A 25179-nucleotide genomic window follows, 5' to 3' on the forward strand; every position below is an offset into this window, starting at 1 on the left:
CATTTTTTTATTCATACCTCAGTGAATCGACCGGGTTGAGATAAGCGACTCTCAGGGTTTGCCAACTAACCGCAATTAAGGCAACCATAGTTACCACAAGCCCTACCAAACCGAAAACCCACCAACTAATGGCAACGCGATAGGCAAAATTATCGAGCCATTGTTTCATTAAATACCACGCCACAGGGCAGGCTAGAATGAAAGCAATGATTATAGAGTTCAGAAATGAACGGCTCAAAAGCCAGAACACATTGCTAGCATTGGCTCCATTTACTTTTCTAATGCCTATTTCTTTGGTCCTACGCTTGGTTTCGTGAAAAGCAAACGTGAATAAACCTACTGAAGACAACAGTAACGCAACGATGCTTAATGCCAAGTAGATTTTGCCTGTCTGTTGCTCTTTTGAGTACTGCTGAGCAATTTGATCTTCCATAGTGGTATAGGTGAAAAAAGCTTTTGGATTGATTTCTTGAAACAAACCTTCTAAAAACGCAAGCACCTCAGCTTGCTTTTCTGGCTTTACACGAATCAGTATATCGCTGTCCATATAGGTATAGTAAGAAAGCACTAAGGGGCGTATTTTTTGCGATAGGTGTTCATAATGGTAGTCTTTTACCACACCAATAATTGTATAACTCACTGATTCATTGGAGCGAGAATTAGTAGTAAGCTTTACTTGGCCAATATCATCGATGCCCCAATATTTCATGGCAGCCTCGTTAATCACCAGTTTTGGAGAGTTGTTCGTATCCAACGAATCAGTAAAAAAGCGACCTTTGACCAACTGTAAACCGAACAATTCTCTGTAATGTGGATCAACAGACATGCTGTTAACAGAATTGTAACCATCCTGCGAACCCACAACTTTCCAATCGTTTTGATAGGCAATATCATTAGGCATACTTCCTTGCGAAACAGCCAAAACATTAGGTTGTTCCTCGATGCGCGACATCACATATTGAAACTGGCGCTCCATGTTTTGCTGAGCTAAACTGTCTTGTGCGCCATTAGGCGACAATTCAAAAAAGTCAGTTTTAATAATGTTGGCTTGATTCAAGCCTGTGTCCTTATTCAGCATAAAACGCAGTTGAAGAAACACCACCGAAGTTGCAACCAAAAGCAATACAGTTACACTGTACTGTATGGTCGTCATTACCCGTTGTGAACGGGGAATTTTGAGCATATTCGCTTCCCCCGAAATGGCCTGCATCGTTTTAATTTTAGAAATTTGAATAAGTGAAGTGATAATCGAAATTATTACGATAACACCTATGGATGTCAGTAAGTTGAAGAGGTTACGTACTGGATTAGGATCCAGAGAAAGTCCTATTGTATTTACAAACCATGGGAAGGTAAATTGATAAAGCAGAAAAGCCATTCCTGAGGCTACTAAAAAATAGAGTAGCCTACTCACCACCACCTCAAAACCAAGGTCGAATTTACTCGCACCCATCACCTGTTTTACTCCGAGCTTCTTTACTAAAGTCAGTTGCAGTGTAGATTGTAAATTCACAAAACTGATGAGCGTAATAAGGAAAATGATAGCAGCGACAAACTGCATGGTCTGAAAGCTGGTGCTGTCGCCATATTTCGCAAAAAGTGAAATATTAAAGGGGCGATCATTATAGACCGTATTCAAGGGTATGGTGGAAATTTGGCTTTCAGGGAAGCGGGCATTTTCCCTGCCTAATGATTCAATTTGCTGATTGAAAGCCTCCCGATCAAAACTATAATTTGCCAAGAGCAAATCTTGCGGCATTCTTCGCCAAAAGCGCTTTGATTGCCTTGGAACTATAAAATCAAAAGAAATAGAACTGTTTGAAGGAATATTGGCTGTTATTCCAGCTACCTTATAGGTGCCCGTTTGGTCGCAGCGGATTGAAACCAATTTGCCCATTGGGTCTTCGTTACCAAAAACACGTTCTGCAAATTCCTGAGTGAGAACAATACTACTTGGATCGTTCAAAACTAATTCATCGCCTCGAATCAATTCAAAATCAAAGAAATCGAAAAATGTGCTGTCTGCAATCAATGCTTTCCCTCCAAATGCAACCTCATCCTTAATCAGCTTGATTTCATCTTCCCCATAAGTATGTACAATCAGGCTTTTCTCTATTTGCGGAAACTTACTGTAATCTAGATTGAAGATTCGTTGAACATGTAGCGGTGATAATTCAGCCTTGGGATTCAGTTTTGCTACAGCAATGTGAATTCGATCTGACTTGCCATGAAACTGATCCATGCTTTGCTCATTTTGAAGCCAAGCATTAATTAGTTGAAAACAAACGACCCCAAAAATGAGCGTAAGAAGGCTCATGGTGGCTACCATTCTGTGTTTGATGTAGTTTCTTGTTGCGCTTTTGACCATTAGTTTAAACATGCCGAAATAATTTAATTGATAGGAACCAGACATTCCACGGAGCAGACTGGGCCTTAATAGTTTGAGTGTTTCTATGATATATCGCCTTTTGGCACGGGCAGGAGAATACGCTTCTAGGTAATCTGTAAAAACCTCTTCCATGTCTCCTTCAATCTCTTCTAAATATCGAGGCTTGACCAAGCCTCGAAGAAGTTTAAGTGGCCATTTAGGTGGGTATATATGCTCTTTGGAATTCATAAATTTTGAAAACTTACTGAAACGTTTGGAATTGCGTTCCACAATTGAGCGCGAATATCTTTCATTTCGTTCAGTACTTTTGAGCCCGATGCGGTTACGGTATAAATTCGTTTGCGCTTACCCCCTCTTTTCTGGGTTGCTTCTCCAAATTCAGAATCTAAATAACCCTTCTCTTCTAGTCGCTTTAATGCTGATTGAACTGAACCTACGCTTAATGATTCTTTTAAACGAACTTCCAAATCGCGCTTAATTTCAACTCCATAAGCCTCTTCTCTTAAAACTAGCACAGTCAGTAGCACCAACTCTTCAAATTCACCAAGTTTTGTTTTCTTCATTTTATATTAATCGTAATTGCAGTAAATATATGTAAAACTATTTTATTCGCAATTGCAGTTTTAATAAAAGTGAATACGGTTGGCTATAATGTATACAGTTTAGCACAACAAAAAAGTCCCAGCCGTTGATTCGACTGGGACTCTAAGTAAGAAAATAAGTTTTTAGGAAATGAACCGAAGTCCATTAGAATTTTCGATACTCACCATCTAAAAAGGCATTGGCCTCTTCTTCTTTAAAACGGGCAGTTTGGCTGTTCCAGTGTAGCTTTTTGTTTGGGAATCGACCAGCAATAACACCTAATAGTATTGTTTCTGTCAGTCGAGCAGCGTATGAAAATGGTGCGCTAACCTGATCTTTCCCCATACAAGCATCCACAAACTGGTGATAATGCTTTTTACTCTCTGCACCATAGTCTTCCGTAGGACTACCTACATTTGAGAAAGGCTCCAAATCTATATCCACATATTCACCTTTCACAATGTGCTTAGGTAATTGCATAAAGTGCGGTAATAAAAGTCTCCCCTTCTCGCCCACAAACATAGCTCCTTGGTCAGGAAGCTGGTCGCCATTTGGCAATTTTAGATCTTTATGGTTTTTAGGCGCTCCCGGGCCATCGTACCAAACCCATTTAAATTTCTTGGTGGTATATTCTGTTCCTGGAAATTCGTAAGTAACAATATTGTTTTCTGGAAAGCCAAAACCTGTTGGTTTTCGGCATTTAGTGCGAATAGTTTTTGGAATATCTAAGGCCAAGGCATTGTAAGGAGTATCGAAAATATGTACGCCCATATCTCCTAACGTACCACAGCCATAATCCATAATTTTTCTCCAGTTCCCTGGATGATAAACTCTTTCTTTGTAAGGTCTTTCAGGGGCTGTTCCTAACCAAAGGTTCCAATCTAAAGTATCAGGCACAGGGTCGCTTCCTTCAGGGGCTGGACCATCAAAACCCCAGTTCTTTGGAGACCAAGCGTGCACAGCTTTTACTTTACCGATTATACCTGATTGTATTAAGGCTGTTCCTAATTTGTAATCATAAAATGAATGCACTTGAATACCCATTTGGGTAACTATGTTCTTTTCTTCTGCCATTTTACGCATGGCCCTGGCTTCAGTAACGTGGTGGGTCAATGGTTTTTGACAATACACAGGCTTATTCATTTCCATGGCCATCATTGAAGCAGGTGCGTGTGTGTGGTCTGGTGTAGAAACCACAACTGCATCAATGTCACTTCCCATCTCTTTCAACATTTGACGATAATCAGTATAGGTTTTAGCCTTGGGATGCATTTTAAGCGCAGCGGCCAGATTTTTAGCGTCTACATCGCAAAGGGCAGTAACTTCTACCGCGGGGTGCGATGCGATGGCTTTCAAATCTTCCATACCCATTCCTCCTACTCCAATATGGGCAGTTCTAAGTTTATCGTTCTTAGCTAAAGCCCAAAGAGATGAGGGCAACATAGAAGCTGAGGTAATTATAGCAGCGCTTTTTAAAAAGTCTCTTTTGTTCATAATAATGAATTAATGAGGGAATTAATTAATTGATAAATGAAAGAATGAGTCAATAAAGAAATTAATTATAGTTTTCTGATTTTGATGTTCTTAAACCAAAGCGGACTGTCGTGGTCTTGTAAACCGATATAGCCTGTTTTGAACGAACCGTATTTTGGGTAATCTTTCCATTTTCCAGCAGATTTTCGCTCATACCAATCGTCTGACCATGGCACAAAAGACACAATCATTTTCCCATTCAACCAATGCTCTACTCGCTCTGGGGTGAAAATAATTCTTGTTGTGTTCCACTCTCCTGCTGGCTTTACAATTTTTTGAGTAGTATCAGGTAAGTGCATGGCGTAATCTGCACCTGTCTTTTGCCATTCTTGGAGTTTGGCATTATTGATTTCCTCCCATTTAAGGTCATCTAACAATTGGTATTCAGGAGCTACAGCTGCTGGACCTCCTTCAATGCCTTCTTTCAAATGATAGAAAACACCACTGTTTCCACCTTCTGGAATTTTCCATTCTAAATACAATTCAAAGTTGTCAAACTCTTCTGCAGCATAAATAATATCTTTTCCTCCTTGGTGGTCAGATTCTAATCGTTTTTCGGTATCGAAGGTCAGTGCACCATCTTCGATAACCCATTGTGGAGGAAGTTTATCTCCATTATATGCCCTCCAACCCTCTGTGGTGGTGCCGTCAAATAGGTGAATCCAGCCATCGTCTTCAGTTTGAGAATTAGTACTACAAGCCGAAACAGTGGCTGCTAAAAATGTAAGTAGAAAGAGTTTTTTCATATTTAAGGTTGTTGTATTTGAAATTATGGTTTTGATTAGTTTTCGAGGAAACAATGCCAAGAAGTTTATTCTGTCACTATCGGGGTTAATTTTATGTTCTTCCAGCTTACTTTAATTCCTCCGCCATCGTGAATCTGAAGTGCTACTGCGCCCTTTCCAGCACCAATTTTTTCATCTACTAAGTGTACCATTTGAGTACCATTTAGCCAAGTGGTAACTTCAGGCCCTTCCACTCTAATTTTCATGGTATTCCACTCTCCCATTTTTAATACTTTGTCTTTTTCCGGATCAGGTTGAATTAACCAACCACGCCCATAAGATTCGTAAATACCACCCGTATTATCACCAGGAGGAGCTACTTCTACTTGCCATCCACTCACTTTAGTACCTTCAACAGTCGATCGGATAAACACTCCGCTATTGCCGTTGGCTTCTTGTTTAAAATCAAGTGTCAATTCAAAATCATCATAAAAGTCTTCCGTAGAAAGATAACCGTATTGGGCAGCAGGGCCACTTTCGCAAACCAGCAGTCCATCTTCTACATACCATTTTTCTTCACCGTGATTCACCCAACCATCTAAATTTTCACCGTTGAATAATTCAATGGTATTTGATTTTGGAGTGCATCCTGCAAAAAAGAGTGATAAAGCGATTGTAGCAATCGAATATTTGGGATTAAATCTCATAAAGCGTATCTAGTTTGGCCTATGGGCAAATTGAAAAAAATATCTAGCGCTGAATGTAAAGAATTACTCGGTTAAAAACGAAAGAAAATAGCTGACTGGTTAAATCACAATTAATTCTCGCTTTCGAGATTCTCTAAAAAACTCTTCAAATCATTTAGCCTTTGTTCGACTTCGATTTTTTGAAGGGCAAAAGCTTCGTCTTGTTTTACATTATTAGAATAATGTGCCCAATGCTTCTGCGCTTTTTTTAACACACGAGGTGTGATATTAAATTCTTTATGATCAAGTAAGTCTTCGGCTATTTTTGACACCTTAAAGCTTCCAAAAAGATAGAGTTTAAAAAGGTCTACGTAATTATTGCTTACATCAAATCCTTCAAGAGACATTAAAAGATCACCGAGAATTTCTTTGTTTTCTTTCTTATCAAATGCTTCGAAAAGTGGGGATAAAGCCGCTGAATTATTTTCCACCAAGCCTAAGGTTCTGGCAGCCATAAAGCGTGTTTCAGGGTTAGGATCGTTGAGCAAAGCAATCATTGCATTTACTACTTCTTCAGAACCAATACTTCCTAAATAATTTGAAGCGTTGAAGCTTTTGTCGTTTAGCTCGCCTGTGAGTTCTTTCAGTGCATTAGTGATTTCTATGGTCATTTGAAGGATTGGTTAGGTTTCGAAATTACATAAAATACTAGTAAGCACAATTGATCAACAAACGAGTAATTGTGTAAGCAACACTATTGGTCTTTAACACATTGGAAAGCTGATCTCATAGGAAGTACCTTCTCCCTTTTTCGACTTAAGAATGCATGTACCATTCAGCAGCTTTATTCTGCTGTCAATATTATTAATCCCAAATGTTGATTTAGTTTTTTTAATAGTTGACAGATCGAACCCACAACCATTGTCTTTAATCAGAATGTTGACAATGTTTTCTTGTTGAGTCATAGAAACGAGACAGTGCGTGGCCTGCGCATGCTTAATCATGTTATTGAATACTTCCTGCATAACCCTATAGATAGTCATGTATTTATCATCCGATATTTGGTCAGAATCAATTTGATATTCAAAGTCAACTTTTATGCTGGCCAGTGAACGAATATCTTCCATCAATTCATTCAATGCTAGCTTCATTCCGATATTCTGAAAAGCATTAGGTACAAGTGAATGAGCTATATTTCGAACCTCGTCTACGGAATTCTTTAAATGCTTCCTAGTTTTATCCATAAGAGCACTGTACTCTTCATTTACATTTTGGCTTTTCTTAATCAGTAAATCTAAGGTCAGCAAGCTTATTGTTAAAGTTTGAACCACTCCATCATGCAAATCTCTGGCAATCCTTGTTCTTTCTGTTTCCGCCCCTTTAATAATGGCATTAACGTAATTCCGCTCCATTTTATACCTATCCATGTACCATTGATGTCGTTCAATAGAGTATTCAATAGATTTCATTAAGTCTTTTGGTTGATAAACTCCTTTGACTAAATAATCTTGGGCTCCGCTCTTGATAATCTCTTTTGCTGTTTCTTGGTCTTCAAGGCCAGTAAGAACTATAATTGGAAACTTCGGTGAACAACTCATAAGTGACTCAAAGCTCTGAATACCGGTGGTGTCGGGCAGCGTTAAATCTAGAAAAGCCAAGTCAAATGTTTCATTTTTTAATAACTCTCTTACTTCTAATGAAGTAGAAAGTGCAGTCACATTGGAATCTGAAAGCCCTATCAATCGGAGGTATTCATTGAAAAGAAATACATCATTTTCATTATCCTCAATGAGTAAAATGTCCATAGTACATTATTTTAAGTTCGTAGTTTGGCCTAATAGATTTATGTCTATCGGCAATTTTCTATGCTTTTGGTATAGTAAAATAAAAAGTTGTGCCCACTCCTTTTTCAGAATCAATCCAGATTTGGCCATTATGTTGATTAACGACTCTTTTACATAGCGCCAAACCTATACCATTTCCTTCATATTGAACCTTTGAATGTAGTCTTCTGAAAGGCTCAAAAATTGACTCATGGTACTCAGGGGCTATTCCAATTCCGTTATCAGATATTTCAAATAAATATACTCCTTCATTCAGCTTCCAATCTATGCGAATTTCCGGAGTAGAATTCGTTTTTTTAAACTTGATGGCATTTGAAATTAAGTTCTGAAAAAGAATGTTGATTCTTCTCGAGTCACATTGTAGAGTTGGTAGTTTGTTTTTTGTAGTAATATTGACTTTGGATTCATTGATACTCGTAGCGAGGTCCTGCTCTAATTCACGAAACATGGCATCAAGATCCGTCATTTCAATTATCAAATCGTTGTTTTCTAGTCTTGAAAAAGAAAGTAGATCCGATATAAGGCCTTTCATGCGTCCAGCCCCTTTTTCAATAATTTCTAAGTATTTTTCACAGTTCTCGTCAACTTCACCAATTTCCATTCTGAGCAATTGAATGAAGCTGGTAATGGTTCTTAAAGGTTCTTGTAGATCGTGTGAGGCAACGTAGGCAAATTGCTTTAGTTCATCATTTTTCTTTTCTAGAAGCTCATTATATAACATCATAGATTCTTGAATCTGGATGTCTAATGTGTGGTCTTTTACTGCCCCTCTAACAACAATTACATTACCCGATTTATCAAATACACACTCTCCTTTTACGTGAATATGTTTTACCTTCTCTCCTATTTTGATTTTATGCTCAACATTGAAGTCTACTCCATTGGTTACGGTTTTTTCAATGGCTTTTTGAATTCTTTTTAAATCATCTGCATGAATGTAGTCAATATAGTTCTGTACAGAGAGAATTTTATCAGGGTTATATTCTCTTTCAAATAAATCATAGGTGCCTTTTGACCAATATAAATCATCAGTAGATACAAACCATTCCCAACTTCCTACTTTCGAAAGTTGTTCGGTTGTTTCAAGAAGGCGGGTTTTGCTTTTGAGTTTATGCTGAAGTTGATAACGATCAGTTATTAATCTGCCTTCTGGAATAAGTAAAGTTACTTCTCCTTTTTCATTAAGGATTGGGCGTATCGAAAAATCAACGGTCTCTCTAACATTAGCACCAATCACATGAGCATCAAACCTTATAAACTCGCCTTTTGCAGCCTTTTGAACCGATGAAATAAGGTTTGTTCTATCTTCCTCTTCTTGATATAAATCAGAAATTTCCCATATTTTTTTCCCAATAAGCTCATCTCTGGTTTTGCCGGAAAATCGAGTAATGGCTTTGTTTACTTCAATGAGCGTTCCATCGGTCTTCATCAACCCAATGAACTGAAACGTATTGTCAAAAATGCCCTGAATTTTCGTCTGCTGATCTTTGATTTCATCTTGAAGCAACTTGGCTTCAGAAACATCTTTTACAAAAGAAATAACAGTCTTCTGACCATCCATCTTTTCTCCCATAAATACGCTAAGCTCTGCCCAAAGCACTTTTCCTGATTTTGTAATATATCTTTTACTAATCTTATATTGATCAATTTCCCCACGAATCAAACTATTAAGTAACTCTTTGTTATACTTTATATCTTCAGGGTGAGTAATCTGCGCGAAATTCATCTCTACCAACTCTTCGTTAGCGTAACCTAGTAAACTAGAGAAAGTCTTATTTGCTTTAATTATCTTACCTTCACTATTTATGAGAGCAATGCCTATTACTGGGTTGTTAAAGATTTGGTTAAAAATGACTTTCATAAAAAGTGTCGATCATTGACTAGCATTATAAATTAAACTAAACATAAGCATATTTAAGCACAAAATCACACTCAATTTTGCGTAATGATTGCTTAATTACCACAATAGGACTTATGTTTAAAAACGCTTGAAACTTATTACCGAAGGTTATACATTAGGAAACTGATCGTTACAGTATGATAATTGACCCGACCGTTATTGCTATACCCGTTTATTTTCTTTTGATAGGAATTGAACTCATTGTACATCGCGTTCAAGCAGTAAAATCATACCGCCTTAATGATGCCATAACAAATATTAATTGTGGTGTAACCTCACAAGTAACAGGGGCTTTTCTCAAAGTATTGAGCATAGGAGTTTATACTTTAATATTTGAGAAATTTAGAATAATAGAATTGCCAAACTCAGCTCTTGTCTGGATAATGGCATTTATAGCTTACGACTTTTTCTATTACTGGGCTCACAGAATGAGTCATCAAGTAAATTTGTTTTGGGGTGGCCACAGCGTGCATCATCAAAGTGAAGAATATAACCTTTCTGTTGCCTTGCGGCAGAGTTCAACCCAAACTATTTGGACATTTGCCTTCTATATACCCATGGCTATTGCAGGTGTTCACCCTATTCTTTTAGTTTCGGTTTCAGGGTTCAATTTGCTATATCAATTCTGGATACATACCGAGTCGATCAACAAACTTCCTCGCTGGTTTGAGGCAATTTTTAATACGCCATCACATCATAGGGTTCATCATGCCAGAAACCCAAAATACATCGATAAGAACCATGCTGGAACATTTATAGTTTGGGATAAACTATTCGGCACATTTAAAGCTGAAGAAGAAAGACCTGTTTACGGTATCACAAAAAACCTCAACAGTTGGAACCCTATTTGGGCAAATATTGCGCATTATTCCGACATGTGGAGTGATGTCAAAACTATTCCAAAGTGGAGTGATAAGTTCAGATATGTTTTTGAAAAGCCAGGCTGGTTACCAGATTACATGGGTGGATATAGAGCACCAGAAGAAGTTGATTTAATTAAGTATAGAAAATTTGACACCCATACTGCTGCCAAACTAAACGTTTATGTATTGGTGCAGTACATCATTTTACTGGCCGGAACAGCCATGTTCCTTTTCAATTTAGATAAGATGGGCACCTCAGATAAGCTAATTTTTGCGGGAGTTATTATTTACTCGGTAGTAAGCTTTGGTGCTTTATTTGAAAACCGTAATTGGGGTTTCGCCATGGAATCGTTAAGGTTGATTTTTTTAGCACTCACAGCGTTCTATGCATTTTTTGGCCTTAATCCCGATCCCATAATGATTACAGTAGCTGCCGCTATTCTTATCATGTTTCAAATTTGGTTGATGCTGGTGCGCAAAGTACCTTTGCCAGCCAAAGCCCAATTGAAATGAAGTCATCAAAACTGGTTGTAATTATTCTCTCATTCTCATTACTAATCACAGCTTGTACAAAAAAAGCAGAAGTTGGTGATTTCGATTCTGTAAAATGGATTGGAGATCAAAACGGCTGTTTGAATCAGAGGTCTGAAATGGTACAGGACTTAATTAAAATCAAACCGAAACTATTGGCCTTATATCATAAATCAATAATAGAAGTATTGGGTAAGCCCGATGCTGAAGAACTTTACGAACGAAGTCAAACTTATTATTGGTACTATATTGATCCTTCTCCTAAGTGCGACCAACCTTCGGAAAACCCTAGAAAATTATCGATTCGTTTTACTGCAATGGGCATAGCCAACGAAATTGATATTAAGTAGCGATAAATGGATTTTCCTAATAACAGCTGTAAAACGCGGCATTACCACCTAAAAAATCCGTTATTCTATTTATTATAAAATAATATTTTACAATTCGGGAAAATTACCTAATTTAATGGTACCTATCAATCTAGCAATGATAGGTACTAACAAGCTTTAAGCCCTCTGTTTTCGAATGGAGTGTGTTAGTTTAATTAAACTAAGTTTAAGTTAGTTTTAGTTTTATAGGTAGTTTATGTGAAGGTTAGTCTCTCCTCAGGCTAACCTTCCGCTTTTAAACGCACCTCGTGATCAAAAATTTCTATTTGACCAGCTTTATACAAGCCTCCTAAAATTTTCTTGAAGTTCTTTTTACTCATACCCAGCTTATACTTAATTTCTTCTGGGTTGCTTTTATCTCCTAATGCCAAGCTACCAGTAGCTTTAATTTTATCCAACACCAGCTGGCTCATATCCTTTACGGCTTCATAACCTTGCTTTTGTAGCGAAATATCTATTTTACCATCTTCTCTAATGGCCTTTACAAAGGCAGTCCGCTCATCACCAAGCTCAACGTGGTCAAAGATTTCGTTATGGAAAATCAAGCCTTGAAAAGTTTTGTTGATGATTACCTTATAACCCAAAGTTGTTTCTTGCCAAATTAAAATGTTTACCTCCTCTCCTTCTTGTAGTTCATCATGATGCTGGCTAAGAAAAGGACCGATCTTAGAGGTTCCAATCATTCGATTAGTTTTAAAATCTAGTAACACCTTAACAACGTACTTTCTACCCACTTCCATTTTTTGACCTTGTTCTTTAAAAGGAACCATTAAGTCCTTTTCTAAACCTATGTCCATAAATGCGCCAACACTGGTGACTTGTTTTACTTCTAAACTTGCAATATCACCTACTTTAGCTAAGGGTTGAGCAGTAACCGCTACAGGTCGGCCAAGTGAATCAACATAAACAAAGACTTCAATTTCATCTCCAATACTGGTATCGGAAGGCACATATTTCATTGGCAAAAGAATATCTTCTTCGCCATTAGTTAAGTATAGACCAAAATCTACTTCACGAGCTACTTTTAATGTGTGATTTTTACCTATTTCCATGCCCATTATGATTTATCTTTTAACTAATTTGGTTCACTGATTGACAAAGTTATGATTAACCAATCGTGTTTTAGGTATTATGGTCAAAAAATAAACGCTGTATTATGCGGTTACTTCTTATTGATCTCTGTCCATGTTTATGGTCAAAAAGCGTATTTGGCCAGCGAATCCTTTGATCCAAGTCCAAGAAATGAAGATAGGGTCAGACTTGCCTTCTACAATGTAGAAAACCTTTTCGATTACTTTGATGATAGTTTAACGATAGACGAACAGTTTTTACCTCGAGGAGATCATTATTGGACCAAATCACGCTATACTGAAAAACAGAATAAGTTAGCCAAAACTATTTTGGCGATGGGCGGATGGGACGCCCCTGAATTAATTGGTTTTTGCGAAATTGAAAATAGGTATGTATTAGAGTCGCTGACACAGTTTACTCAGCTTAAATCGCTAGGATATGAAATTATACATAAAGACTCTAGAGACGCAAGAGGAATTGATGTGGCTGCTATTTACAGACCCGATAAGCTCAAATTGTTGAATTACGAATATTACCAACTCAATTTTCCCTTTGACATTGCAAGTCGTACACGCGATATTTTACATACAGTAATGGAGCTACCTAATAAAGATACCCTGCATTTCTTTGTAAATCATTGGCCATCAAAATTTGGAGGTGAATTTGAAACACAACCTAAACGTATGTTTGCAGCTCAGTTTGTTAGAACAAAGGCAGACTCTTTGCTTAAATTAAACCCTAATGCTCATATTGTAATTACGGGTGACTTTAATGACGAACCTGATGAGGAAAGTATGCTCAATGGGTTAGCGGTAAACACCGACATTAACACACTTAAACCAACAGACCTTTATAATTTAATGTACGAACTAAGGTTTGTGGCTGGTACTCATAGTTTTGAAAACAAATGGGGAATACTGGATCAGTTTGTGGTTTCTGGCAATTTACTGTTGAAACAATCTAGAACCCGCGTTCGTGATCGAACGGCTCAAATATTTGATATGGACTTCTTAATTATGGAAGGCGCTACTGGTGCAAGAAGACCATTCAGAACCTATCAAGGCCCAAAATACATTGGAGGTTATAGCGATCACCTGCCCATCATTCTAGACTTAATTTTAGCTTATTAAGCTTCTAGGTTAAATATAACCATCCAATTGCCAAACTATAATTCCATATACCACAAACCTTAAAATTCTGAATGAGGAGTAAATGAAATACTTTTTAGCTGGGTACGACATTGAACCCGTAAACAAGCTGATGAGTGAAAATGGAAGTGGAGTTAAAGCGGCAACAATAATAAATCCTCCCCCATACTGTTCATAGCGCCTCTGAAATTTGCGTAGTCGTCTTTTAAAAATTCGGTGAAAGAACTTCTTAGTACTTATCTTTTTTCCAACCCAATAATTAACCCATCCGGCAAAGAGTGAAATAACCGTCATTGTAGCTACAATTCCCGTATAAACCATAATTGGGTCATCAATGGACCATATCATAAAAAGTTCTGGAGGCAATATGCCCACGAAAATTTCGGAGATAAGGAAAATAACGAGCATAAGCCCATAATCATCTGAAACCCAATGCTCGATGGCGTCATGCTGTTCTTGAAAATAACTCTTAAAAAGTATAATGGCGAGAACCAGAACAGCCAAATATAAAAAGCCCTTAATCAGGTTTTTAGTAAAGTAGTTATAGAAACCCTTTTTCTGCTTTTTCATCTGCTGAAACTAATCAACTTAAGACTTATTTAGATCTTGCTGGCAACCTTGGAATGGTCATTATTTCATTCTGACGACCATCAATGTACCAAACACCCGATTTATCGAAAAAGGCCTCTTCTTCCAACATTATTCGAATTTCTTTTTTCCATTCTTGAATATATGTTGCAGCATTCAATTCAATTGAATAGGCAGTATTAAGATGCAAAGGGTAATCGCCTGTAACTGGTACGCCTCCTTGCGAATCCCACATACCCAAGGTAGTGCCTGATGCGTGACCATGATACCCAATTGGATGGGTATAAATTGAAGGTTTAATCCCTTCAGCAATGGCTTGTTCGCGAGACATTTTTAATACTTCGTTGCCGGTTCTTCCCTCTTTAAAATTATTGGTGAAAATATCTTGAAGGCGATTTCCATTTTTAAATGCTGTTTGTAAATATAGAGGTACTTCTGTTTCACCTGGGCGTAAAACATAGGCATGTTGCTGTTGGTCAGTGTTGAGTCTTAAGTAAGTAATTCCGAAATCGCAATGCAAAAGGTCGCCCGGAAGTATAACATTCTTTTCTGGTCGTTTAGAAAAAGTGCGTAAATGATCAAAGTTTTCTGGATCGGCCCTTTGTACATCAACTGTGGGGTGAAACCATGTTTGAAGACCAAGTTCTACCACTTTATCGCGCATCCACCACACTACATCTTCAGTAGTTGTTACTCCGGGGGTAATCACTTTGTCGGAGAAGGCTTCTTGGATAATCATGTGTGAAATTCGAACGATATGCGGATAAATTGCCATTTCGGCTTCTGTCCGGGTTTCTAACCAACCAATAGCTACTTTTTCTGCCGAGATGATTTTTGCTTGATCTTTCTTATCTAAAGCAGCAGTAAACTCTTCTAAATCGGTGGCTACTACCCCGTCTGTAATTCCAAAATACTTAGATTTATTGACAGCAATTTTCTTTGGGTTTCTTTCACGAATAATTTCAGCTACTCTTGCCCATTGGTCGGGTTGTTCTTCAGGGTTCCAAGCACTTTTAAAGCTTGAGCCTACATCGTAACGGGCTACGGCAATCGATTCAATTCCTTCCTTTTCCCCACGATCGAACATGATTAGAATTGTTCTTCTTCTGGCCGCTAGCCAAGTTGCTGGCAATAAAGTCTTGATTACGGGATCTTCATTGTATTCACGAGACATCACTACCCACATATCTACCCCTTCTCTTCTCATGATGCTTGGGAGGTAATTCTGAATTTTATCTTCCAGTAACCGATCAATAGTTTCGGCCCTGTCTTTCATAGAAAGAATGTGAGTACTATTGGCTTGAGCGTGTGCGGATGAAATGGCATAGGCCAGAAAGGCAAGTGTCAGAAATTTCTTCATGGTTTAAGGTTGTTTCCTAAAGCTATACAGATTTCCACTATACACAAAACCTAAAACCATTGTAGACTAAAGAATCCTTCTTACTATTTCGATTTCTTCATGCCAAACTCTTTTTCGTAATATTCCATTATGGGTTGAAATGGGCCATATTTGTGCTGCTCAGCGGAAAAAGCGTCTGTCCATGGACCATAAGGTGTGGAAACAGGTTTAAGTTTCTTATCAGGGAAATCGAGCTCTTTATTCGCCTTTTCTGGTCGGTCGAAACTGTTGATATATGCCGCTACATGATAAGCCTCTTCATCGGATAAAACAGGGTTATCCCAAGTGGCTTGTAAATATGGCATGTTACCCTTTATAAATTCTGCTGCGGTAATTACTCTGTGCATTCCAGCGCCATCATTAAAGGTATCATTGCCCCAAAGTGGTGGGTATTGATAAAGGCTGTTTTCATTAAGTCTTACCCCTTGACCATCGGCACCATGACAGCTTACACAATTTTTTTCATAAATAGTTTTCCCAGTTAACAAATCAGCCTTTACGTTCGGTAATTCGACCTTAACAAAGCCTTTATAGATATCCACTTTTTCTTCGGGCACATCTTCACTCAGCCACTTGATATAAGCAATCATGGCTTTCATTTCTAAGCTGGTTTCAGGTAATGAATCACCGTTCATGCTACGTTGCATACAGCCATTGATACGCTCTTCAAGAGTACCTATTTTATTTTCCCTCCCTCTAAACTGTGGGAATCGGTTAAAAACTCCAACAAAAGACCCAGCACCAGGTTTGGTGCCAGCCTCTAAATGACAATTCTGACAGGTGAGATTATTGCCTGCCAAACGCTTTTTTTCGTCAGCCGACAATGGCCCAATATACTGTGGGGTTTTGGTGATCAATTCGTGACCAAACCTAATCAATGAAGCCTGACTTTCGCCTTCTAAATCAGTAAGTACTGAGCGGGGTTTCCAATTGGCGGGGTCTACTTTTTTTGAGCGAAATGCTTCTGGATTAAATTGAAGCATCAAAACAAAAACAATTAGAACTACTAAAACCGACAATATCAGTTTCAGTATTTGACTAATCGCTTTTATTCCTTCAATAGGGTTCATTTTCCAATTTTAGAAAATGTAACTCAAAATCAAGTCAGAATGAAAGAAATCGGCACGATTAATTAGATAAGCGGAATTTGAAACCGTTTCTCCGGCCAAAAATCGTCCGGCCACATAGAGTTCTGCCGAAAAACCACGTAACTTATTTTTAGGGCTATACTTAATTGAACCATCTAAATGAGCAGTAGATGGTACTTGATATTTATTCTTAGAAGCATCTGTTGGATTTGGTAAACTGTGGTAGCCTAAACTTGAAAACATATTAAGCTTATAGTTTTCTTGATCTAAACTACTTTCCCATTTCACAACTACAGCTGTAACATCACTAATCCCCTCCACTCTAGTTCTTCTTTGGAAAGTATAGAAAGGCTCTTTCCCCCATTCTCTAGGCAAAAGTAGTCGACTTCCATCTCCAATTCTTGTGAAGGCCAAAGACAAAGCGCTTTTTGAAATGTCCTTCTTTACCATAAACCCAAAACCACTCGCAGATTCATCTTGCTTGTACTGAAGAATGCCAGAATTATTCCCTCCATCTCCTACTTTGGTTTGGTAAATAAACTGACCAGCAATATGCCAATCCTTATCCTCTCCTACATCAAATTTAGCTTCTGTAAAAATTGTGTTCGAAATATTGTCGGTGTAATAATTCCAAAATGCTAAATCTAGACCACCCGAGAATCGGTAGCCTAATTTTGTGATGGCTACAAAATTGGAATTAGTAGCTGTCCAGTATTGACTACCGCTGCCGTCTGTTCCCACACCAAGGCCTCCGGCCCCTATGGTATTACCAATATTCTCGAAATCTCCTGAAAATCGAGAGGCAATTCTGTCAATAAATGCGGCTTCGGCATTAAAACCTACTAGGGGTTGATATTTATACCAAAGCCCTTTTAGTGCATTTGGAAATGGCCAGCCCTCGCCATTTATGGTTGGTGAGTCTTCGATAAACCTTCCTACTCTAATCAAATGACTATCAAACTTAAAATCGAGATAAAGTTCAGGTAAACTAAATTCTGCTGAGCCAGACATTAGCCTACTGTTCCAAAGGTTGGCTTCATAAATCGGCCCTGAACCTGTTGTTTGATCTCTTTTGTCAATTCCGTCTGTACCATAATGAATCAATCCATTTCCAGAAACCCCAAATTTAAGCCAGTCGCGCAGCTTAATATGATAGCCAACTTTACCATAAGATGTTAGGATAGAGAAATCCTCTAAGTTTCCTTTATTGGAAGTTTGCATGTAGCGGGTGGTAACTGATCCAGACCAAAAACCACGTTCCCTTTCTCCTTCTTGGGCTAAAGCTGTAACAAATGGAAGGTTAAAAAAGCAAATCAAAAATAAAGAACGAGTCCGTTTCATAGTTTCTAATGTGGTAGTTTATGTCTTATTTTTCCGTAAACAAAAGTGCCCAAAAGCCCCGATGCGATGGCCACGAAAATAACAAACACACCATTACCAGCCAAAATAAACATAGGGCCTGGGCAGGCTCCGGTTAACGCCCAACCAAAACCAAAGATGATTCCGCCAAGTAAGTAACGCCAAATAGAGAGTTTCTTTGGTGCTATGACAATAGGTTCGCCCTTGGCATCTTTCATTTTGGTTCGCTTGATAATTTGAGTGATTATCACTCCTAAAACTACAGCAGAGCCTATAACCCCATACATATGAAACGACTGAAAACGAAACATTTCATAAATTCTGAACCATGAAATTAATTCTGCCTTGGTAAGTACAATACCGAATACAGTACCTAATATTAAATATTTAAAGTATTTCATTATCAGTAATTTAAGCAGGTAATATTAAAGGAAGAATAAAGTAGGTAATGGTGAGTCCACCGATAAAGAAACCAATGACAGCGATTAAAGAAGCAGGCTGCAAATCGCTCAAACCTGAAATGGCATGCCCTGAGGTGCAGCCGCCCGCATAGCGTGTTCCGAACCCAACACAGAAACCACCTAAAACAATAAATATCAATCCTTTCAGTGTGAACAGTGACTCGAAACTAAAAATGGACATTGGCACAATGTCGGCACCAGGGTTTTCTAATCCGTAGCCTTGAAGTTCAGTTATGGTTTTCTCTGAAAGCGCAATAGCATCACCGGAAGACAGGTATTGACTAGCAATGAATCCACCCAAAATAGCTCCTATGGCAAACACCAAGTTCCAGGTTTGTTTTTTCCAATCGAAATCGAAGAAATCGCATGACTTGCCTGCGCCAAACATGGAACAGATGGTTCTGAAGTTTGCAGAAAAACCAAAGCTGTTTCCGAAATAAATTAATGCAAACATTAATAATGCAATAGCCGGACCTGCAATCCACCATGGCCAAGGAGAGCTAACAATCTCAATAATATTATTCATAAGAAATCTGACGTGAGTAAAAAATAAAACCAGCTACCCTTGATCTAGTAGAGATCAAAAGTAGCCGGAAGAATGCTGTTTTAAACTTTATTTAGTTATTTAAGCGTTGTAGGGCAAACGAAATTTGTGATTGGTAAATCGGTTTCGCTTATGGCTTTAAAACCACCTGCCACATCAATCACTTTATCAAAACCTCTAGACTTAAGGATTGAAGAGAAAATCATAGAGCGATAACCTCCCGCACAATGAATGTGATAGGTTTTGTCTTTGCTGATTTTATCCATATTCTCATTAATGTAATCAAGAGCTACGTTTTCAGCACCATCAATATGTTCAGCAGAATACTCTGTTGGTTTTCTAACATCAAGCACATTCAAATTACCAGACTTAAATTCTTCTGCCAATTGAGTAGCCGGAATAGACTCAATCGTGTCAATCTCTTTTCCTGCCTTTCTCCAAGCCTCGATTCCGCCTTTTAAGTAACCTAATGTGTTATCATAACCTACTCTTGATAAACGAGTTACCACTTCTTCTTCTCTGCCTTCATCGGCCAAGAAAATGATCGGTTGTTTTAAGTCGGTAATTAGAGCACCCACCCAAGGGGCAAAACTTCCATCTATACCAATGAAGATAGAATTTGGAATAAATCCATCTTTGAAATCAACTTGATTTCTGGTGTCTAAAATTAATGCTTCCTGATGGTTAGCAATGGCTTCAAAAGTATCAACATCTAAAGGAACACTTCCTTTTTCAAGAATTTCGTCTAATCCAGAAACTCCTGTTTTATTCAACATTGCATTTTTCTGGAAATATTGCGGTGGAGGTAAAATACCTGTGGTAACTTCTTTAATAAATTCTTCACGTGTCATGTTCGCGCGAAGAGCGTAGTTCATTTTCTTTTGATTCCCCAATGTATCAGAAGTTTCTTTACTCATGTTTTTACCACAAGCCGAGCCTGCACCGTGTGCTGGATAAACAATTACATCGTCAGGTAAAGTCATGATTTTATTTCGAAGGCTATCGAACAACATGCTCGCTAAATCTTCTTGGGTTAAATCAGATTTAACCGCCAAATCGGGTCTACCCACATCACCAATAAAGAGAGTATCTCCACTAAATAGCGCTACCTCTTTTCCATTCTCATCTATCAATAAATAACTTGAGCTCTCTTGAGTATGGCCTGGAGTATGTAGCACTTTAAATTTCACATTTCCCAATTCAAAAATCTCACCGTCTTTGGCCTCATGAATATCAAAACTGGTTGTTGCATTTGGGCCATATATAATGGTAGCACCAGTTTTATTGGCCAAATCTAAATGGCCAGAAACGAAATCGGCATGGAAATGCGTTTCGAAAATATACTTAATTTTTGCTCCATTTTTTGCCGCCTTGTCAATATAAGGCTGAGTTTCACGAAGCGGATCAATAATAGCCACTTCTCCATTGCTTTCAATGTAGTAGGCTCCTTGAGCCAAACACCCTGTGTAAATTTGATCTATTTTCATCTCTTTATATTTTCCTTTTCATTGTACTTTATCAGTACTATATTTTTAACAATTACAATGTTTTTTCGTTCGCTTGCACGGCTAAATTTGCGTGCTGATTTTTAAAATCCTCTGATATACAATATGTCACAGCTTCATCGGTAGTCATAAAGAAAATTTCAGAAGCCTTTTCGCTAAACAAGTGATTTCTGTGGAAGGCATCGCGCACTGGACCAATTACTTCCGAAAAAATCAACTCTATTTCTTTCTTCTTCAAAGTATCAATCAAGTCACGAATGCCATCAATGCCAGTGGCATCAATGTATGATACTGGGCCTGCATCTATTATTACTTTTTTTAGTTTTCCTTCTCTCTTTTGTATTTCATTCAAAACCCATTCTTTAATGGTTTGAATATTTACAAAAGCAAATGGGGCATCAATTCTGATGATAAGTAGGTGTTCCCAAGATTCTAAATCTTTAAACCTTTTTTCATTTCGGTATTCTGTAAAGCCTTTTATTCTACCTAAAACAGCCATATGTGGGTTTGCGGCTTTAAAAAGTAATAGCAAGATTGACAGTGCCACTCCAGTAACGATACCTTCTACCATGCCAAAACTAAAAGTAACCAAGAAGGTAATTAGCATTAGCGCAAACTCCATTTTACTTGTTCGCCAAAGGTATTTGAGGTAAGCAAATTCTATCAAATTGACCACCGCAATCATAATAATAGAAGCTAGAATGGCCTTGGGTAAATAGTAAAATAAAGGAGTTAGGAATAGTAATGTAAGCGTTACAATTACCGCACTGATAATTCCTGCCAATGGTGTTTTAGCACCAGATTCGTAATTCACAGCTGATCGAGAAAAGCCTGCTGTGGCAGGGAAGGCTTGAAAGAATGAACCGAACATATTGGAAGCTCCTAAGGCAATCAGTTCTTGGTTTGGAACAATCTTATAACTCTTCGCTTTCGACTCCATGGCTTTTCCCACAGAATAAGCTTCAATAAATGAAATAACGGCTAATGTACCCGCCAAAGGCACCAGTGTTTTGAAATGTGATAATGTAATGTCAGGAATTATAAACTGAGGTAAACCAGATGGAATGTTTTCTACAATACTTACTCCTTGATTGTGAAGGCCAAGCCCATAAACCGCGGCAATACCAAGTACTAAAGCCAGAAAAGCACCTGGCAACTTCTTATTCCAACTTTTTATAACCTTGATTAATATAATTCCTAAAATGCCAATAACTAAAGTCAATACATGGGTACTCCCAATATTTTTGATTGCGGAAATCAGAATTTCATGACTGCGATTGCTCTTTACCAACTCCACCCCTATTAAATCTTTCAGCTGGTTAAGCGCAATGATGAAAGCTACTGCAGAGGTAAACCCACTGATAACTGGCTTTGAAAGCAAATTGGTAATAAACCCCATTTTTAGAACCCCCAATAAAAACTGTAATGCGCCTACGAAAAAGGCAAGTAGTATAGCGAAGGCCAAATAGGTTTCAGTTCCTTCTGTAGCCAGAATAGATATACCAGAAGCTACCAATAAAGAATCCATCGCTACGGGGCCAACTGCCAATTGGCGTGAAGTGCCCATAATAGCATAAATCAGTTGAGGGAAAATGGCAGTATATAAACCATATACTGGTGGTAAACCCGCAATCATAGCGTAAGCCATGCCTTGAGGAATTAACATTACACCAACTGCTAATCCAGCGAAAACATCACCATTCAGATTTTCTTTCTGGTAATTCGGAAGCCAACTAAGAATAGGAAATAATCTTCTAATCACTGAATGCTAGTTTGTCGAGTGTTGAATTACCCGATTGCAGAACAAAGATAACCAAAGTTAAAAGAAATGAATTGGCTATGTAACCTATGTTACATAGGGCTAGCAGTCGCAAGTAAAATCTTCAATATGTTTATAATTTTCAGCGTAGCATCCGTTAATGCTAATCACTTTGTCTAAAGGGATTTCAACCCCAGTACTCAGAATAATAGTTTCGCCTGCTTCGCTCTGACCTATACTTTTTATTAGTGCATCTACAGAATAAAACTCTCGGTATTCATTAAAAAAAGTGATTTTGGAAAACTGCTTACCAATGAAGCATTCATGAATTTTAGTTTCGAAAGAAGTAAGCATAGTAAGATCAGCAGTTAGGGCTTAATAAGTTTTCTCATTAACATAAAACGTGCGAAAACCCGTTTCAAATTGGGTAGAATAATTGACAATTACTTTATTCCATTTTTACACTTTAGTCGAATTGAAAAATAAGCCCAATAATTCTTAATTTCGATCAAAATTAAAGCCATGAGATTTACCTTTTTAATTTTCAGTCTTGTAATATCTGTATCGCTGAATGCTCAAAACTTTACTAGGCAAGATACGCTTCGCGGAAGCATAACACCCGAAAGAGCATGGTGGGATTTGACCTATTATCATCTTTCCATTAAAACCGATATTGACAATAAGTTTTTGAAAGGCTCAAACCTTGTGCAATACAAGGTGCTAAAACCAGCTCAGCGCATGCAAATCGACTTGCAGTCTCCTATGCGAATCACAAGAGTAACTCAAGCAGGAAAACCACTTAAGGTAGAACAAGAGGGCAATGCTTATTTCATAGAACTTGTTGGAAAGCAAACTAAAAATAGCGTAAACGAGATTTTAATCGAATTTGAAGGTAACCCTGTAGTCAGTAAAAACCCACCTTGGAGTGGTGGTGTAACATGGAAGAAGGACAGTAACGGTTTAGATTTTATCGCTACCAGTTGTCAAGGCGATGGAGCTAGCCTGTGGTGGCCAAATAAAGACCATATGTACGATGAAGTAGACAGCATGCTAATCAGTATTACCGTGCCAGAACATTTAATGAATGTTTCAAATGGTAGATTAAGGTCGGTAGATCAAAATGCAGACAAAACCAAAACCTATAATTGGTTTGTGAATAACCCCATTAACAACTACGGAGTGAATATGAACATTGGCGACTATGTTCACTTTTCTGAAGTTTACAATGGAGAAAATGGCCCATTGGATTGTGATTACTATGTACTGCGCGATAACCTAGACAAGGCCAAAGAACAGTTTAAACAAGCTTCATTGATGTTAGAAGCCTTTGAGCACTGGTTTGGTCCTTACCCTTTTTATGAAGACAGCTACAAACTGGTAGAAGTGCCTTATTTGGGTATGGAACACCAAAGTTCGGTAACCTACGGCAATAAATACGCAAATGGATATTTAGGGCGTGATGTAAGCGGAAGTGGTTGGGGATTGAAATTTGACTTTATAATTATTCATGAGTCTGGTCACGAATGGTTTGCCAACAATATAACCTATAAAGACATAGCCGACATGTGGATTCACGAGAGCTTTACCTCCTATTCAGAAAACATATATGTTGATTATCATTTTGGAAAGGAAGCGAGCCAAGAATATGTAGTTGGAATTCGTAAAAACATAGCGAACGATAAACCGATAATTGGTCCATATAATGTGAATGCCTCTGGTTCTAGCGATATGTACTACAAAGGCGCCAATATGCTCCACAACATCAGAACCATTATTGACAATGATGAAAAATGGAGAGGCATATTAAGAGGCTTGAATAAAGAATTCTACCACCAAACCGTAACCACAGCGCAAATTGAAAATTACATCTCTAAAGAGGCAGGAACAGACTTGTCGAAAGTCTTTGACCAATATTTAAGAGACACTAAAATTCCTGAGTTTGAATATAGCATTCAAGGAAGTCAACTTACATACCAGTGGAAGAAAGGTGTTAGTGGGTTTAATATGCCACTTGATATTATAGTCAATGGCAAAAAGGTAAGAGTAAAGCCATCCACAAAAGCACAGACTAAAAAGTTCGATAGCGCTATTCAAACAGTAGAAGTAGATCGAAACTATTACGTAACAAAAAAGGAAGTCGAGCAGTAAGGTTTAACCCACTCTTTCTACTAATAAACTTTCGCACACAGCTTGTGTGAAAGTTTCAGAAGCGCGGTTTTGATAACTTAAAACCATACTTCCATCGTAAGGCTCAATAGATTTGATTTCTATCTCCGTGCCTAAACTAAGTTCACGGCTGTTCAGAAATTTTAAAAATTCAGTAGAAGAATGACCAAGGGCTGCAAGTTTAACTTTTCGGCCTACACTAAATTTACTTAGGGGTTCATAAGCCGATTCGGATATATTACCATTCCTATCGGGTATTGGCGAACCATGCGGATCTACCAAAGGAAAATCCATTAGTTCATCCATTCGATCGAACAGTTTGGACGAGCTAACATGCTCTAGTTGCTCAGCAATCTCATGTACTTCTTCCCAACCAAATCCCATTTTCTCTACCAAAAACATTTCGGTAAGTCTGTGCTTACGAACAATTAACGCAGCAGCCTTTCTCCCCTTTTCCGTTAGCGAAAGTGGCTTGTACTTTTCATACTTCACCAAGCCCTTAGTTTTAAGGTTTTTCACCATGCTGTTTACGGTGGGATTACTCACGTTAAGGGCAGCGCTTAATTCGGAAATATTGACCTCAATTTTCCCAACAGATAGCGAGTATAATGCCTTTAAATAATTTTCCTCAGTTTGTGAAGCCATGTCT

Annotated in this window: 23 protein-coding genes; 4 read left to right on the forward strand and 19 right to left on the reverse strand. The window is 38.0% G+C overall.

Going from position 1 to position 25179, the window contains the following annotated elements:
- Window positions 1-7: 7 nt before the first annotated feature.
- The 8 genes from AWW67_RS12280 to AWW67_RS12315 all read right to left on the reverse strand — a co-directional run bounded on the left by AWW67_RS12280 (window position 8) and on the right by AWW67_RS12315 (window position 9620).
- A complete protein-coding gene (locus tag AWW67_RS12280) occupies window positions 8-2617 on the reverse strand; it encodes an ABC transporter permease (RefSeq protein ID WP_062302096.1) in 2610 nt (869 codons plus the stop codon).
- The gene (locus AWW67_RS12285; RefSeq protein ID WP_062302098.1) at window positions 2614-2952 is read right to left on the reverse strand and encodes a PadR family transcriptional regulator; all 339 of its coding nucleotides are present in this window, start codon (window positions 2950-2952) and stop codon (window positions 2614-2616) included. The genes AWW67_RS12280 and AWW67_RS12285 overlap by 4 nt, the downstream gene beginning before the upstream one ends.
- A 184-nt stretch (window positions 2953-3136) precedes the next feature.
- Entirely contained in the window at window positions 3137-4465 is a 1329-nt protein-coding gene (locus AWW67_RS12290; RefSeq protein ID WP_062302099.1) for a Gfo/Idh/MocA family protein, read from the reverse strand.
- Between the two features lie 65 nt (window positions 4466-4530).
- On the reverse strand, window positions 4531-5250 hold the full coding sequence (locus AWW67_RS12295) for a 3-keto-disaccharide hydrolase (RefSeq protein WP_062302101.1): 720 nt from the start codon (window positions 5248-5250) through the stop codon (window positions 4531-4533).
- A gap of 65 nt (window positions 5251-5315) precedes the next feature.
- Entirely contained in the window at window positions 5316-5936 is a 621-nt protein-coding gene (locus tag AWW67_RS12300; protein ID WP_082794034.1) for a 3-keto-disaccharide hydrolase, read from the reverse strand.
- A 110-nt stretch (window positions 5937-6046) separates the two neighbouring features.
- Window positions 6047-6586 carry a HEAT repeat domain-containing protein gene (locus AWW67_RS12305; protein ID WP_053222633.1) on the reverse strand — a complete coding sequence of 180 codons (540 nt, stop codon included), beginning with the start codon at window positions 6584-6586 and terminating at the stop codon, window positions 6047-6049.
- Window positions 6587-6679: 93 nt separating this feature from the next.
- On the reverse strand, window positions 6680-7720 hold the full coding sequence (locus AWW67_RS12310) for a hybrid sensor histidine kinase/response regulator (protein WP_053222634.1): 1041 nt from the start codon (window positions 7718-7720) through the stop codon (window positions 6680-6682).
- A gap of 58 nt (window positions 7721-7778) precedes the next feature.
- On the reverse strand, window positions 7779-9620 hold the full coding sequence (locus tag AWW67_RS12315) for a PAS domain-containing sensor histidine kinase (protein WP_062302102.1): 1842 nt from the start codon (window positions 9618-9620) through the stop codon (window positions 7779-7781).
- A gap of 176 nt (window positions 9621-9796) precedes the next feature.
- On the opposite strand from AWW67_RS12315, the gene AWW67_RS12320 reads away from it, so the two are divergent.
- Complete coding sequence (locus AWW67_RS12320; RefSeq protein ID WP_062302104.1) at window positions 9797-11035, forward strand: sterol desaturase family protein; 1239 nt, start codon at window positions 9797-9799, stop codon at window positions 11033-11035.
- On the forward strand, window positions 11032-11403 hold the full coding sequence (locus AWW67_RS12325) for a hypothetical protein (RefSeq protein ID WP_062302105.1): 372 nt from the start codon (window positions 11032-11034) through the stop codon (window positions 11401-11403). Before AWW67_RS12320 ends, AWW67_RS12325 begins: the two co-directional genes overlap by 4 nt.
- 260 nt (window positions 11404-11663) lie before the next feature.
- On the opposite strand, the gene AWW67_RS12330 is transcribed toward AWW67_RS12325, so the two are convergent.
- The gene (locus AWW67_RS12330) at window positions 11664-12494 is read right to left on the reverse strand and encodes a CvfB family protein (RefSeq protein WP_062302220.1); all 831 of its coding nucleotides are present in this window, start codon (window positions 12492-12494) and stop codon (window positions 11664-11666) included.
- 51 nt (window positions 12495-12545) lie between these two features.
- Here AWW67_RS12330 and AWW67_RS12335 point away from each other — a divergent pair, with 51 nt between their 5' ends.
- Window positions 12546-13643 carry an endonuclease/exonuclease/phosphatase family protein gene (locus AWW67_RS12335; RefSeq protein ID WP_062302107.1) on the forward strand — a complete coding sequence of 366 codons (1098 nt, stop codon included), beginning with the start codon at window positions 12546-12548 and terminating at the stop codon, window positions 13641-13643.
- Window positions 13644-13652: 9 nt separating this feature from the next.
- On the opposite strand, the gene AWW67_RS12340 is transcribed toward AWW67_RS12335, so the two are convergent.
- The 9 genes from AWW67_RS12340 to AWW67_RS12380 all read right to left on the reverse strand — a co-directional run bounded on the left by AWW67_RS12340 (window position 13653) and on the right by AWW67_RS12380 (window position 22718).
- Window positions 13653-14231: a YqaA family protein gene (locus tag AWW67_RS12340; RefSeq protein ID WP_053222639.1), complete on the reverse strand. Its 579-nt coding sequence runs from the start codon at window positions 14229-14231 to the stop codon at window positions 13653-13655.
- Window positions 14232-14256: 25 nt separating this feature from the next.
- Window positions 14257-15609 carry a M24 family metallopeptidase gene (locus AWW67_RS12345; RefSeq protein ID WP_062302108.1) on the reverse strand — a complete coding sequence of 451 codons (1353 nt, stop codon included), beginning with the start codon at window positions 15607-15609 and terminating at the stop codon, window positions 14257-14259.
- A gap of 83 nt (window positions 15610-15692) precedes the next feature.
- Window positions 15693-16718, reverse strand: a complete 1026-nt coding sequence (locus AWW67_RS12350; RefSeq protein ID WP_062302109.1) for a c-type cytochrome — start codon at window positions 16716-16718, stop codon at window positions 15693-15695.
- A 9-nt stretch (window positions 16719-16727) separates the two neighbouring features.
- On the reverse strand, window positions 16728-18077 hold the full coding sequence (locus tag AWW67_RS12355) for a hypothetical protein (protein ID WP_141655451.1): 1350 nt from the start codon (window positions 18075-18077) through the stop codon (window positions 16728-16730).
- A gap of 5 nt (window positions 18078-18082) precedes the next feature.
- On the reverse strand, window positions 18083-18496 hold the full coding sequence (locus AWW67_RS12360; RefSeq protein WP_053222643.1) for a YeeE/YedE family protein: 414 nt from the start codon (window positions 18494-18496) through the stop codon (window positions 18083-18085).
- 10 nt (window positions 18497-18506) lie between these two features.
- Window positions 18507-19082 carry a YeeE/YedE family protein gene (locus AWW67_RS12365; RefSeq protein WP_062302112.1) on the reverse strand — a complete coding sequence of 192 codons (576 nt, stop codon included), beginning with the start codon at window positions 19080-19082 and terminating at the stop codon, window positions 18507-18509.
- Between the two features lie 95 nt (window positions 19083-19177).
- Window positions 19178-20587, reverse strand: coding sequence for an MBL fold metallo-hydrolase (locus AWW67_RS12370; protein ID WP_053222645.1), 1410 nt, complete (start codon window positions 20585-20587; stop codon window positions 19178-19180).
- 52 nt (window positions 20588-20639) lie between these two features.
- Window positions 20640-22367, reverse strand: coding sequence for a SulP family inorganic anion transporter (locus AWW67_RS12375; RefSeq protein ID WP_062302114.1), 1728 nt, complete (start codon window positions 22365-22367; stop codon window positions 20640-20642).
- A 99-nt stretch (window positions 22368-22466) separates the two neighbouring features.
- Window positions 22467-22718 (reverse strand): hypothetical protein, encoded by a 252-nt coding sequence (locus tag AWW67_RS12380; protein WP_053222647.1) that lies wholly within the window; start codon window positions 22716-22718, stop codon window positions 22467-22469.
- Between the two features lie 168 nt (window positions 22719-22886).
- On the opposite strand from AWW67_RS12380, the gene AWW67_RS12385 reads away from it, so the two are divergent.
- On the forward strand, window positions 22887-24512 hold the full coding sequence (locus tag AWW67_RS12385; RefSeq protein WP_062302115.1) for a M1 family metallopeptidase: 1626 nt from the start codon (window positions 22887-22889) through the stop codon (window positions 24510-24512).
- A gap of 3 nt (window positions 24513-24515) precedes the next feature.
- Here AWW67_RS12385 and AWW67_RS12390 read toward each other — a convergent pair whose 3' ends face one another.
- Entirely contained in the window at window positions 24516-25175 is a 660-nt protein-coding gene (locus AWW67_RS12390) for a metal-dependent transcriptional regulator (protein WP_062302117.1), read from the reverse strand.
- Between the last annotated feature and the right edge of the window lie 4 nt (window positions 25176-25179).

Source organism: Roseivirga seohaensis, from assembly GCF_001592945.1.
In the GTDB taxonomy this organism is placed as follows: domain Bacteria; phylum Bacteroidota; class Bacteroidia; order Cytophagales; family Cyclobacteriaceae; genus Roseivirga; species Roseivirga seohaensis.